This is a genomic window from Kitasatospora sp. NPDC001683 (assembly GCF_053596495.1).
In genome coordinates this window covers 1-11,604 of the sequence record NZ_JBSFGK010000153.1, presented here as the reverse complement: position 1 = coordinate 11,604, position 11,604 = coordinate 1, and the positions used below count along the sequence as shown (strand labels likewise).

The 11,604-nt window shown below is 70.4% G+C and carries 12 protein-coding genes; all 12 read left to right on the top strand.

What is annotated here, in order from left to right; translation table 11 throughout:
* Positions 1-117 precede the first annotated feature (117 nt).
* The 12 genes from ACWCYO_RS38695 (at position 118) to ACWCYO_RS38640 (ending at position 10,121) form a co-directional block, all read left to right on the top strand.
* On the top strand, positions 118-1,983 hold the full coding sequence (locus ACWCYO_RS38695) for an FtsX-like permease family protein (RefSeq protein ID WP_449786821.1): 1,866 nt from the start codon (positions 118-120) through the stop codon (positions 1,981-1,983).
* Between the two features lie 1,498 nt (positions 1,984-3,481).
* A complete protein-coding gene (locus ACWCYO_RS38690) occupies positions 3,482-4,234 on the top strand; it encodes a variant leucine-rich repeat-containing protein (protein WP_449786820.1) in 753 nt (250 codons plus the stop codon).
* Between the two features lie 443 nt (positions 4,235-4,677).
* Entirely contained in the window at positions 4,678-4,800 is a 123-nt protein-coding gene (locus ACWCYO_RS38685) for a hypothetical protein (protein ID WP_270150725.1), read from the top strand.
* A 123-nt stretch (positions 4,801-4,923) separates the two neighbouring features.
* The gene (locus ACWCYO_RS38680; protein WP_449786819.1) at positions 4,924-5,877 is read left to right on the top strand and encodes a MerR family transcriptional regulator; all 954 of its coding nucleotides are present in this window, start codon (positions 4,924-4,926) and stop codon (positions 5,875-5,877) included.
* A gap of 95 nt (positions 5,878-5,972) precedes the next feature.
* Positions 5,973-6,122: a hypothetical protein gene (locus ACWCYO_RS38675; RefSeq protein ID WP_449786818.1), complete on the top strand. Its 150-nt coding sequence runs from the start codon at positions 5,973-5,975 to the stop codon at positions 6,120-6,122.
* Between the two features lie 4 nt (positions 6,123-6,126).
* A complete protein-coding gene (locus ACWCYO_RS38670; RefSeq protein WP_449786817.1) occupies positions 6,127-6,264 on the top strand; it encodes a hypothetical protein in 138 nt (45 codons plus the stop codon).
* Positions 6,265-6,352: 88 nt separating this feature from the next.
* Positions 6,353-6,994: a TetR/AcrR family transcriptional regulator gene (locus ACWCYO_RS38665; RefSeq protein WP_449786816.1), complete on the top strand. Its 642-nt coding sequence runs from the start codon at positions 6,353-6,355 to the stop codon at positions 6,992-6,994.
* A 77-nt stretch (positions 6,995-7,071) separates the two neighbouring features.
* A complete protein-coding gene (locus ACWCYO_RS38660) occupies positions 7,072-7,458 on the top strand; it encodes a TSUP family transporter (protein WP_449786815.1) in 387 nt (128 codons plus the stop codon).
* Between the two features lie 37 nt (positions 7,459-7,495).
* A complete protein-coding gene (locus ACWCYO_RS38655) occupies positions 7,496-7,651 on the top strand; it encodes a hypothetical protein (RefSeq protein WP_449786814.1) in 156 nt (51 codons plus the stop codon).
* A 75-nt stretch (positions 7,652-7,726) separates the two neighbouring features.
* On the top strand, positions 7,727-8,278 hold the full coding sequence (locus ACWCYO_RS38650) for a hypothetical protein (protein ID WP_449786813.1): 552 nt from the start codon (positions 7,727-7,729) through the stop codon (positions 8,276-8,278).
* A 530-nt stretch (positions 8,279-8,808) separates the two neighbouring features.
* A complete protein-coding gene (locus ACWCYO_RS38645; protein ID WP_449786812.1) occupies positions 8,809-8,949 on the top strand; it encodes a hypothetical protein in 141 nt (46 codons plus the stop codon).
* Between the two features lie 824 nt (positions 8,950-9,773).
* Positions 9,774-10,121, top strand: a complete 348-nt coding sequence (locus tag ACWCYO_RS38640; RefSeq protein ID WP_270150726.1) for a hypothetical protein — start codon at positions 9,774-9,776, stop codon at positions 10,119-10,121.
* Positions 10,122-11,604: the final 1,483 nt, after the last annotated feature.

Sequence of the window (11,604 nt, the reverse complement as noted above, 5' to 3'; positions counted from 1 at the left end):
TGTCGCAATCCACACCGAGCCAGAAGGCCCTCACTCATTTCAAGATCACCACGCCGTGAGCCCTGTCACCAACCTCCGTGGTCAGTACACCTAGCCACCGACCAGAACGCGAAGCAGTTGTCCGCCCTCGTGGGCGGCCAGGCCGTGGTTCTCATCGGCGACGACCTCACCAGGCTCGACACCGACTCCACCGGCGGCGCCCAGGCCCTGGCCAACGCCCAAGCGATGGCGGGCAGCACGACCGGACTCGCAATCTGCGTCGCGGTGTTCGTCGTCATCGCGACCTTCGCCTTCGCCACCGAGCAGCGCCGCCGTGAACTGGCGCTGATGCGGCTGGTGGGCGCCGCACCCCGCCAGGTGCGGCACATGGTCCTCGGCGAGGCACTGCTGATCGGCCTGGCCGCCGCGGGCGCCGGCTGCGCCCTCGCCCCGCTATGCACCGTGCCGCTGCGCTCCTGGATGCTCGACCACAACGTGGCCCCATCCTGGTTCACCATCCCCTTCAACCCCCTGCCGCTGCTGCTCACCTTCGTCATCGGCGTGGCCGCGGCGCTGGCCGGCTCGGCCGCCACCCTGGTCCGGGTCTCGCTGATCCGGCCGATCGAGGTGCTGCGCGAGAGCGCGGTGGAGCGCCGCGTGATGACACCGATCCGCTGGCTGCTGGGGATCGGGATGCTGATCGGCGCCGTCGCCGCGGGGATCGTCATCGGCCAAACCGAGCCCTACCTGGCGGCCAGCGCCCGCAAGTACGAGGTGGTCCCGCTTCTCTACGTTGGCGCGGTCACCCTGCTGGCGCCGATCCTGCTGCGGCCGGTCACCCGGCTGCTGATCAGCCCGCTGCGAGGCTCGGCCAAGGCCGGTCCGTTGCTGGTGCGCGAGAACATCCTCACCTCCCGGCGGCGTACGGCCGCCACGGTGGCGCCGATCGTGGTGGCCGTCGGGCTGGTCGCCACCCTGCTGACAATGCAGAAGTCCGGTGACGCCGTGGTGCTCGCCTGGCAGCAGCAGGAGATCCACACGGCGAGCGTGGTGGTGCCCGGCGGCCCAGGGATCGACGCCCGGACGCTGGAGAAGCTGGCGGCCGTTGCCGGGGTCCGGGTCACCCCGGTCACCTCGATGAACATCCGGATCGGCACCGCGAAAGGCGAGCAGATCGACTCGCTGAGCACGAACGCGGTGCCCGCATCCGCACTGGGCACGACCGTCACGCCGCCCGTACTCTCCGGCTCGCTCACCTCGCTGCCCGACAACTTCCTGGTCATCGACGAGCACGCGGCCCAATCCGACAGTCTCTCGGCCGGGGACCAGGTCGTCACCCTGCTGCCGACCGGCGCGCGGGTCCCGACCGTCATCGCGGCCGTCGTCGCACGCGGCCTGAACGGCGACGACACCTACCTGTCCGCGTCGCTGACCGGCGCGATGATGCCAAGCCGGGTCTACCTCGACTCCCAGACCGGCGCGGGCCGGCCACTTGACGCGCAGCAGACGGCCGCGGTGAACCAGGCGCTGGCCGGCTCCGGCGCGCACGTCGTGACCTACGACGCTTACCTGGAAGCCCAACGCGCGCACGCCGCAGAGCAGACCAACAACGCCGCGGTGATCATCCTGGGGATCGCGCTGGCCTACGCGCTGATCGCGGTCGCCAACACCCTGATCATGGCGATGGCCGGGCGGCGGCGGGAGTTCGCCCTGCTCGGGCTGGCCGGCACGGTGCGCGGGCAGATCGTGAAGGTGGCCGCCGCCGAATCAGCCGTTGCGGTGGTCGTCGGCACCGTACTCGCCGCCGTGGCCACCGGCCTCGCCGCGGTGACCCAGCACATCTCGCTGGGCAAACTCGTCGACGCGGCACCGACGGTGATCCCGTGCACGCAGGTCCTGGGCACCGTCGCGCTCTGTGCCCTCGTCACCCTGGTCACCGCGTCGGGAGCGACCTGGCGTGCGACCCGCCAGCGGGCGATCGAAGCCGCAGGCATCCGCGAGTAAGGCACGGGCGGGACCACGCGCAGGCCGCTGGTTCGCTGTCCGTTCTCGTGGCCAGAGCCACCTGAGCGCTGGGCGGCCGCCGCCACGTCGCGCGCTGCGCCGTGCGACAGGCCGTGGGGCTGTTCGGCCGGGGGTTCGGCTCGTGGTTCGGTACGGGGGCCGGCTGAGGTTTCGGTCCGCGGTTCGGTTCGGCGTCCGGCTCTGGTGTGTTCGGCTTGCCCGGCTGTTTGTGCTGGTCGGGCGCGTCGTGGGGTCCCATTGCGCGCTGCCGGTGTGGAAGTCGAAGCGGACGTCGTCGGTCGCGGTCTCCAGCACGGTGACGTGCCAGCTCCCGCCGGGCGTGCGGGGCGGGTAGGCGAGGGCCAGCAGCGGGGCGCCGGCCACGTGCGGCGCGCAGGGCCGCGTGGACGGGCGCGTTCAGCTCCGCGACGGGGGTGGACGGGCAGGTAGCGGCTCATGTCATCGCTCCACGGGGCGTGGGTCCTTTGCCGGTCCAACGATGCCGACGCCCGGGCCGTAGCGGGCCCCGTCTGATGGGTGTGACCTGTTCCCACCAGCCGGGGTGTTTTGGCGTGTTTTGGGTGTTTCTCCCTCGGTCGGTTGGGCCGGTTTCCGGGGGTGTGGTTGGGGGTGGGGTGGGTTGGCGGGGGTGCGCTCGGGGGTGGGTTTTGGTTGCTGTGTGTGTTCGCCGTGGGCATGCCATGCCAGAGGTGAGGGGTGGTGCCCGGGTGGGAATGTGGTGTGGTTTCCCGCTGTTTTCGGCGCTGTTTTCCGATGCTGTTTCACGGCTGTTTTTGCGGTGCCTTTCGGCGTGGCGCTGACGGTTTTTCGGTGGTGTGGTGCGGGTGGCCGTTGGAGCGGCCTGGAGTGGCCCTGGTGTGGTCTTTGGTGCGGCTCTTGCGGCGGCTGCGCCCCGTCGTCTGCTGCGCCCGGCCAGCCCCGGCGCCGGGTGCCTCGCGCGGGGCATGGAGTCGACGCCGCCCCGTCGCTTGATGCCTCGCGCGTGGCTTTTAGCGGGGTGATTGCGTGGCAATCAGCTGGCTGTCCGTGGGCTGCTGTTGGGACAGCCGGCTGTCCGGGCCGCTCCGCTGCTGGGCCCCGCTGCGTGCTGCTGTGCCGTGTGGCCGGGCCTGTTCCAGAAATCTGGAACGGGCCCGAGGCGGGCGGTGTCCCAGCCGTGTCCTAGCTCTGTCTCAGCTGGTCTGTTAAGTCCGTTTTGCTGGGACGGTCCCAGGCTGTTTCTCCTGGTAGGGGCGTTGTTCGTCGGGTGCTGGGACAGGTTGGGACAGGCGCCTGGGGCTGGGTCGCTTGTGTCCTCTGCCACTTAACTTTGACCGTTTGCCGCTGGAGTTTGACCGGCCCCGCAGCCCTGGCTTGTGACTGGCCCTGTGGACGGCGGCGAGGGCGTCCCAGCAGCCTCTTATCGTCCAGTAGACGATAAGCTGTTATCGTCTAACTGACATTAAGCTTCAGGTCCGCCCACCGTCAGGAGGACGCCATGGAAGAACAGCGGCCCTGCAACACCGTCTTCACACCAGGCTGCGAACGGATGCTCCAGGCCCCCGCCTGGTACCACGCGGACGAGTGGATCGTTGACTACGGCCGGCGAACCGGGCCGCGTCTCCGGGAGGACCTGCCGGAACACCTTCTGCGCACCCTGGCGGCCAGCCCGGCCTCCGACGTCCGCGTCGCGGTGCTCGCCCATCCCGGTACACCCTCCGATTTGGTGGACCAGATGCTCGACGATCCGGTCTCGGACGTGCGGCGCAGTGCCGTCGGCCGGACCAGCGACATAGCGGCCCTGCGGTCGGCGGCTCGCGACGAGTGGGACATCCGCGCCGCCGTGGCCTCGAATCCCAATACCCCCGCCGACCTTCTGGAGGAGCTCGCACGCGACCCGGACCAGCAGGTGCGGGTCTTTGTCATCCTCAACCCGGCAGTGCCACCCAAGCTGGTCAACGCCGCGGCGCTCAGTAGGCAGGACCACGTCCGCTGGTGGGCCCTGTACCGGACGACCAACCGGAAGCTGATGCGGGCTGCGGCCATGTCCGCCTCCACAGAGAACCGGAGCTGGCTGGCCGGCAACCCGAACCTCCCGCTCGATGTGCTCACGGCGCTCGCCGAAGACCCATCGCGCGGGGTCCGCCGCAAGGTGGCCGCCAACCCCGCCTGCCCACCAGAACTCCGGCAGCGCCTTGAGGCCGCCCTCGATCCAGGCCACGCCGCCTTCACCGCCGACCGGCAGGATTGACGGCTCAGGGCCGCCTACGGGCCGAGGCTTCTTCGTGGTCGAGCTCGACGGAACAACGATAGGCATGATCACGCTCGATCGGCGCGACCCGGAGCGCAAGGGCCACATCCGTCCGGAAGGTGGGGAGCCCGAGCTCGTCCCCTACTCCGCATACTCCCCTGTCAGCTCTTGAGAGTCTTGCCTAGTGCAGGAAGCAATAAGCCTCGGTCGTTGAGCTGGGCATGGATGAGGACGGTCCGCGCCGGTGGTGTACCGGCCGCGGCTCGGTCCGCCGGCCTCGTGCTCGCTGCCGCCCTGGGCGCCGTCGGGGGCCGGCCTTCGTGTCGTGGTGCTGGGGATCGGCGCCCTGCTCCTCGCTGGAGCTGCGGGAGAGGGCGGAGCCGGGCCGGCTGGAGTGCCTTGAGGGCGTACAGGCCAGCGCAGCAAGGGACTTGGGCCCGCTGGTGCTGCCGGTCCCGACCAAGCGCGAGCTGGTGGCCGCGCTGGTCTCCACTCCGGACGATCCGTGGTGGGAGGACCGCATGCTCCACGCGAAGCTCTACCCGGCGAGGGGCCGTCGGGTGTGACCTGCTGCTGGTTGGTGTGGTCGGACAAAGGTCTCGGGAGTAATTGTCAAGACCTGTGGATTGGCAACCCAGCAGGGAGATTGAGGTTGAGTCTCCCGTAGGGGGAGGCGCGAGAGTGAGGGCATGGACGGCGACACGCTCTTCACGATCGGTGACCTGGCCCGGCGGACCGGGCTGACGGTCAAGACCATCCGGTTCTACTCCGACACCGGGATCGTGCCGCCGACAGACCGCAGCGCGGCCGGCTACCGGCTCTACGACATCAACGCACTCACACGTCTGGATCTGGTGCGCACCCTGCGTGACCTGGGGCTCGACTTGGCCGTCATCCGGCAAGTGCTGGACCGGGAGGTCTCGGTGCCCGAGGTCGCGGCCGCACACGCCGATGCCCTGGAAGTGCAGATCCGCACCCTGCGCCTGCGACGCGCGGTGCTGCGCGCGGTGGCCAAACGCGGCTCCAGCCCCGAGGAGATGGACCTCATGCACAAACTCGCCAGGCTTTCCGACGACGAACGCCGACGCCTGATCACAGACTTCATCGACGACACCTTCGGTGGGCTCGACGCCAACGCCGACTTCGTCGACATGATGCGCTCGGCCATGCCCGAGCTGCCGGACGACCCCGAGCCCGAGCAGGTCGACGCCTGGGTGGAACTCGCCGAGCTCACCCAGGATCCCGACTTCCGCGCGGCCGTGCGCCGCATGGCCCAGTACCAGGCGAACGAGCGTGCCCAGGGCGACCACACCGGCTTGCACCACGACCTCACCGAGACCGTCCGGGACAGCGTCGGCCGCGTGCTCGATGCCGGCATCGCCCCGGCCTCGGCCGAGGCCGCACCCATCATCGACGCCCTCACTGCCCGCTACGCGCAGACCTTCAGCCGCGCCGACGACGCCGAACTGCGCCACTGGCTGCTGAGGCGCCTGGAGATCGCCGGCGACCCCCGCGCGGAACGCTACTGGCACCTGCTGGCCGTCATTAACGGATGGTCCGTCCCGCCCAGCCTGGCACCGGTGTTCACGTGGTTCACGCACGCCTTGCGCGCCCGCACCGGGCAATCATCCCGCGTGGAGTAGTCCCGCGCCCGGCGGTCGGGCCGCTCCTCGCGGCTTCGATCAGGCAGCGAGGGCGCGAGCAGCTGCTCGCGCTCGACCGCGACGCGTTCCGCGCGGTGCAGGCGCTGGCGGAGGGCGTGCTGCAGGCGCACCTGGCCGCAGCCGCCAGCCGCGTGCCGACCGTAGGGGAGGCCGTCACCGCCGCAGCCCGGGCCCGCACGCTGCGCCGGCACCAGGCCGCGCTCGGCGCGGACGAGGAGGACTGAACCCGTGACCACGACCGATGAGACGCTGCGGGTCCTGGTCGCCGTCGAGGCCGCGTGGCTGGGTGACACGGCCGCCCTGGAAAGCCTGGCCGCCACCGCACCGGGCGAGCGCTCCCTGCCTGCTGAGAAAGTGTTGGGTTAGCTGATGACTACTGGTTGTTGAGGTCGTCGGCGAGGCGGCGGGCTGCTTCGGTCTCGATGGGGCCGTGCGGTTCGATCTCCTCGCCGGCATGAGGAAATCGGCCGAGGAGGCCCGGCGCACCCGGGAACGCATCGTCGACGTCGCGGTGGACAAGGCGTCCAGCATCGGGCTTTCCAGGCTGACCATCGGTTCGCTGGCGGAGACGCTCGACATGAGCAAGGCCGGCGTCGTCGGCCCGTTCGGCTCCCGTGCCGACCTGCAACTGGCGGCGCTGGACCGGGCGGTGCAGTTGTTCGTGGAAGCCGTGGTGGCGCCCGCCCGCGCCGCCGGACCGGGCCTGCCGTGCCTGCACGCCCTGGTCGACGCCTGGTGTGCCTACCTGGTCGCGGGCCCCTTCCCCAACGGCTGCTTCGTCACCGCCGCCTCCTGCGAACTCGACGGACAACCGGGCGAACTGTGCTCCCGCCTGTACGACACGGTGGAGCGCTGGCGGCGCTTCTTGAAGGAACACATCGTCACCGCGCAGACCGCCGGCGACCTGGACCCCGACCTCGAGCCCGAGGACCTCGTGTCCCTCCTGAGCGGCCTGGCCATGGCCGCCAACCAGGAAATCCAGCTGCTCGGCGACCAGGGCGCCGCCCAGCGGGCCCGCCGCCTGATGCGCACCGTCCTGGCCGGCTTCGGCCCGCGCCCCGCCGCAGGAGAGGGGGCGGCGCCGCCCGTGGCGTAGCCCGAAGGTCCGCGTCGCCCCGGGAGAGGCCGACACATCGATCATTCGAACCCGGGGGAGGGGACGACGGAGTGGGAGTGGCCGAGGTGTTGCTGGGCGCGACGGTGGTCACGGCGGCCGCGGTGCAGTGGCTCGCCGGCATGGGCTTCGCGCTCGTCGCGGTCCCCGTGCTGGTGCTCGTACTCGGCACCGCGCAAGGGGTGCTGGTCGCCAACTGCGCGGCCGGAGTCATCAGCGTCGTCGGGCTCGCCGCGGGTTGGCGACGGGTACGCGTCGGCGCGATGGTCCCGCTGATCGCGGCCGCCGCGTGTACGGTGCCGGCCGGCTCGTGGGCCGCGGCCCGGCTTCCCGAACCGCTCCTCCTCGTTGGCGTCGGGAGCCTGGTCACGCTGGCCGTGGCTTTCCTCATGGGAGGCGCGCGCCTGCCGAGTGGCTGGGTGACCTGCGCTCGCTGCGGGATCTGAAGCGAGCCGCTGGCAGCCGCGCCAGCATGTCCTGGAGATGCCCGCCCCCGTCGTCGCCGACGCCCTCGGCTACCACCAGGTCACCACCGCCAAGCTTGCCGCCCAGGCTGGCGCCACCTGGAGCCGGTACGCCGCCGGAGACCACCTACGGTCACCAGCCGGCTGGACACCACGACGAACTGACGACAGCTGAAAAGGCGAGCCCACCAGTAGGGACCCCAGATAGTGTGGCGCCGGACCGTGCGGCACACGAGATCTGGGGTGAACGATGATCGACGAGGCGGCTGCGACAGCGTGGTGGGAGGGCCTGCCAGCCGGACTCCGTGACGAGGTCGACGGGTACGTCCTCCAGGACTCCCTCCTCCAGGCGATACGGACCGTTAGGGAGATCGGCCGCAACGATGGGATCGGGCTGAACGACGCCCAAGACATCGTCGCCGACCGCTATCGCCACTACCAGGATCGGATCGCCCGCACCCCAGACAATCCTCTCGACCTGGAGTCCTTGGCCCGCAAGGCCGCCAGTTGCCCGGGTCGCGTCGTGGCGATCGAGGCGATCTGGGACGGCGATACCGTCCACGACTGGTTCGTGCGCCTGCTGGCGCTCGCCGTGGACCCCGAGGGCGAACACGCGCTGGCCACCGTTTACTGCTCCGGGGCCAAGCGGTATCTGGGCGAGGACGAGGCGGCCAGCCGGTGGCACCCGTCGGCCGCAGCCGCCGAGCGGGCGGGGAAGGCCCTGGCCGACCACCTGTCTGTCCCCTTCCACTTCGCCAGCCCCGACACCCCGGACGACGAGGCTCCACGCTGGCGGTCATGACCAGCGAGGCGTCCGTTCAGCAGGAGATCGTCATCATCGACCCCGGGGTCGATCAGACACAGATCCAGCAGTACAACCGTTCCCCGCGAAGCTGCTGTGCGCCGCGGGCGAGTTGGGGTGCCGTTAACGAACCCACCAGCCACAACGCCTTCAGGCACCACCAGGTCACCACGGCCAAGCCCGCCCAGGCTGGTGCCACCTGGAGCCGGACTGCAGTCGGCGATCACCTACGGTCACTATCCGCCTGGACATCACGACGAGCTGACGACAGTTGAATAGGCGAGCTCACCAGTACCGAGGCCGCACACGCGCGCGGATCGCGGCCTTGGCGTGCCTGCGGGCCCGGTAGGCGGCCTGTCGGCAGGGACGCGGACGCGGGCAGTACCGGCGACCCCGCCCGCTCGGCAGGACGCCCCCGCACCAACCGCATCTGTCGCCCACATTCGGAGGATATGACCGTTTCCGGACGACATGAGGTCGCCGCCTGGCTGCCGGTCGTGCTGCGTCCCGGCGTCCTGGGGGTGTGACCTGTGGACTTGGGCCCGCTGATGCTGCCGGTCCCGACCAAGCGCGAGCTGGTGGCCGCGCTGGTCTCCACTCCGGACGATCCGTGGTGGGAGGACCGCATGCTCCACGCGAAGCTCTACCCGGCGAGGGGCCGTCGGGTGTGACCAGCTGGTGGTTGGGGCCGGTGTTTTGGCCTCTTACGGTGGGTTGTCTGGACCTTTGGTTGGACCTGTTGAGAGCTCCGGCGGGGTTGGCGCTGGCTGGGGTTTGGTGACTGTGTGTGGTGGCGGGGTGGGTTGGGGGTTCGGTGGGGCCGGTCGGGGGCTGGTGGGGTGTGGTGGGCCGGTTTCCGGGTGTGAATTCTGCCGGGTATTCCGTTCAGCTGTTTTGGTGGATTGGCTTCTGATGGCGTTCTGAATTTCGGTCGTAATTGCGGGGCGGGGTGGTGGCGGGGGGTTGGTGTTCGGTTTGGTGGTGCCGGGCTGGGCCTCGGTCGCCATGCTCGTGGGTGGGCGGCCACCGTCCAGGCCGCGCCCGTCCGGCTTGGTTGTCGTCGTGTTGATCTGCGGTTTCGGTCGCTTCGGTCACTGGCACTGGCTCTGACCAGCTGGAACGTCCGGTGACCGAGGGTCGGGACCGGGCCCTCGCCGGGTGGTGGGCGCAGCGCAGCGCCGCGTCGTGTGTCCCGCTCTCTCACCCATCGCTGCCCGCCCCGCCGCCGTCCGGCTGTGGCTGTCTGGGCCGGTGCCTGTTGGCCGTTGTCGGGGCCGGCCCTTGTTCTGGCGGGTGCGTCTGCTGGGTGCTGCTGGGTGGCTATCAGGCCGTTGTGGAGGGTGTCCTGGAGGCCGGTGGGGGTTGCCTGTCTGCTGCGCCTTCGTGTGGTGCCCGTTGCTGTGCCGGGTGGCTTAGGGATGAGTGGGTACGTGATCGGTCCCGGCTGAGTAGTCGTGCTCATGTGTGGTTCGGTTCGGCGCGGTGGGATCGGTTCATGGACAACATTCCGGCCGGATCCGCATCGTCGCCGCACGACCGCGACGCGGGGAGGTTCCCGCTCGTCGCGACGGTTCTGCTGCCGTTCTGCCAGATCCTCTACTGGTTCTTCGCGCCGGTGCGCGCGGTCGAGGTCGACGTGTGCATGCCGCGGGGTGCCTGTGGGCGGGACTGGGGTCTGCGGTACGACGCTGCCTACGGCCTGATGGGCGCGCAGTTGGTGCTCATCGTGGTCGCCTGGTGCCTGCCGCCCCGGATGCGCTGGGCTCCATGGCGCTTCGTCGCGTCCGCGGTGAGCGTGATGTGTGGTCTGGCATGCAGTGTGGTGATCCAGAACTTCGGCTGAGGGCGCTTCCGACGACCGATCTGTTGGTCGTGGCCGGCGTCCCGGGGGCCGCTGTTCGGGGCGGCCGGGTACGGCGAGGACGTCGACCATTGTCGGGGCCGGCCTTGTGCTGGTGGTGCTCGGCGGCTGGTGGCGGGTGCGGGGTGCAACACGGGGTCGTGTTGCGGGTCTGACCAGGCGCTATGTGGCCGGGAGCGGGGGTGGGTGTGTTGCGGTGCCGTGTTGCCCCGGCTGCCGGGTCCGCGGGCCTCGGCGGGGGCTCCCGCAGGGCCCGCCCGCGCCGCCCTGGTGCCGTGCCCCGCCGCTGCGCCTTGGTCGCTGTCCTGGTCGGCCGCCAGGCCGTCCCGCTGTGCCCGGTGGGCCGCCGTCCAGGCCGTGCCCCTGGAGGGTCCCGGTGGCCGGTCCTGGCTGTCCCGGTCCCTGGAGTTCCCGGCTGCCTCCGGGCCCGTCTCGGCCGCCGTCCTGGTCCGCTGTTCGGTTTGGTGGCGCTGCTGCGGGAATTGCTCCGTTGATGTCGTGCGGGATTTTCTGGGCGGCGTGGAGCGACGGTCGTGGTGTCGGTTGGGAGGGCCGTAGGCCCATTTTCAGCGTTCCTGAACTGGATTTCTGTCCGCTGCGCCTCGCGGGGCTTTCGAATTGCGGCCCGAAAGGGAGCAGAAGGGAATTCGTATTCCCGCTGTGAACGTCGCCGGATAGAGCCGGTATGGACGGTTGGCGCGAGGTGGTGTGTTCGCGTTCTGCGCCCGTTCGCAGGCCGGTAGGATAGAGCTGTACGGCACTCCGGGAGGCACGGCCGGAAAGGTTCCGGATACCCGGTCAGGACTTCTCGGTTGAGGGTCGGTCAGGGACTGGCGTCCGGGCCGCCCGTGAGGGCCCGCCACCGGGCCGGGGAGGCCCGAGCCGGACCGGTGGCCGGGGCCTGCCTCCCGAGGGCCGCAGGCCCCGCCCCAGAGGCGCCGGATGGGCCGCCAGCCCAGCAATCAGGCGGCGGACCGGCCATCGGCCGGGACCGGGGGAGGGTACCCGGGGGTGAGGTTGTGACTGATACCGGAAGTCCGCGACACATCGTCAACGCCGAGGGCCGCAGGCCCCGGCCGGCACCCCCGCCCGATCGGAGGGATGGCCTACTACCCGAATTTCGCGTCACATCGTCAATGCTCACCCCCGGGCGCAGCCCGGGAAACCCTTCCATTCAATCGGCCCGTAGGGCCGTGAAAACACCGGCCGAACAAGGCGGGAAAGCCGATCGATTGACGGGCCGTAGACCCGGGGAAAAGCCGCCGATAGGCGGAGCGCAGCGACCCCCCACGCCCACCACCAACCACCCGCGCAAGCCCGCGAATTCGCCACCGGCGAATTCCCCCAACCACCCACACACCCGCCGAGGCGCAGCCGAGTCGACAACTCCTCGGCCACCCACGGCTGGCAGGGCGGCATCGCCCAGCGGTTCGCCGCCGAGGGCTGGTCCACCGCCACGGTGGAC

What these genes read in the sequence shown, in the direction of transcription:
- ACWCYO_RS38650 (WP_449786813.1), top strand. Translation starts at nt 7,727, where the DNA reads ATGATCGACGAGGCGGCTGCGACAGCGTGGTGGGAGGGCCTGCCAGCC.
- ACWCYO_RS38680 (WP_449786819.1), top strand. Translation starts at nt 4,924, where the DNA reads ATGGACGGCGACACGCTCTTCACGATCGGTGACCTGGCCCGGCGGACC.
- ACWCYO_RS38640 (WP_270150726.1), top strand. Translation starts at nt 9,774, where the DNA reads ATGGACAACATTCCGGCCGGATCCGCATCGTCGCCGCACGACCGCGAC.
- ACWCYO_RS38655 (WP_449786814.1), top strand. Translation starts at nt 7,496, where the DNA reads ATGCCCGCCCCCGTCGTCGCCGACGCCCTCGGCTACCACCAGGTCACC.
- ACWCYO_RS38690 (WP_449786820.1), top strand. Translation starts at nt 3,482, where the DNA reads ATGGAAGAACAGCGGCCCTGCAACACCGTCTTCACACCAGGCTGCGAA.
- ACWCYO_RS38665 (WP_449786816.1), top strand. Translation starts at nt 6,353, where the DNA reads ATGAGGAAATCGGCCGAGGAGGCCCGGCGCACCCGGGAACGCATCGTC.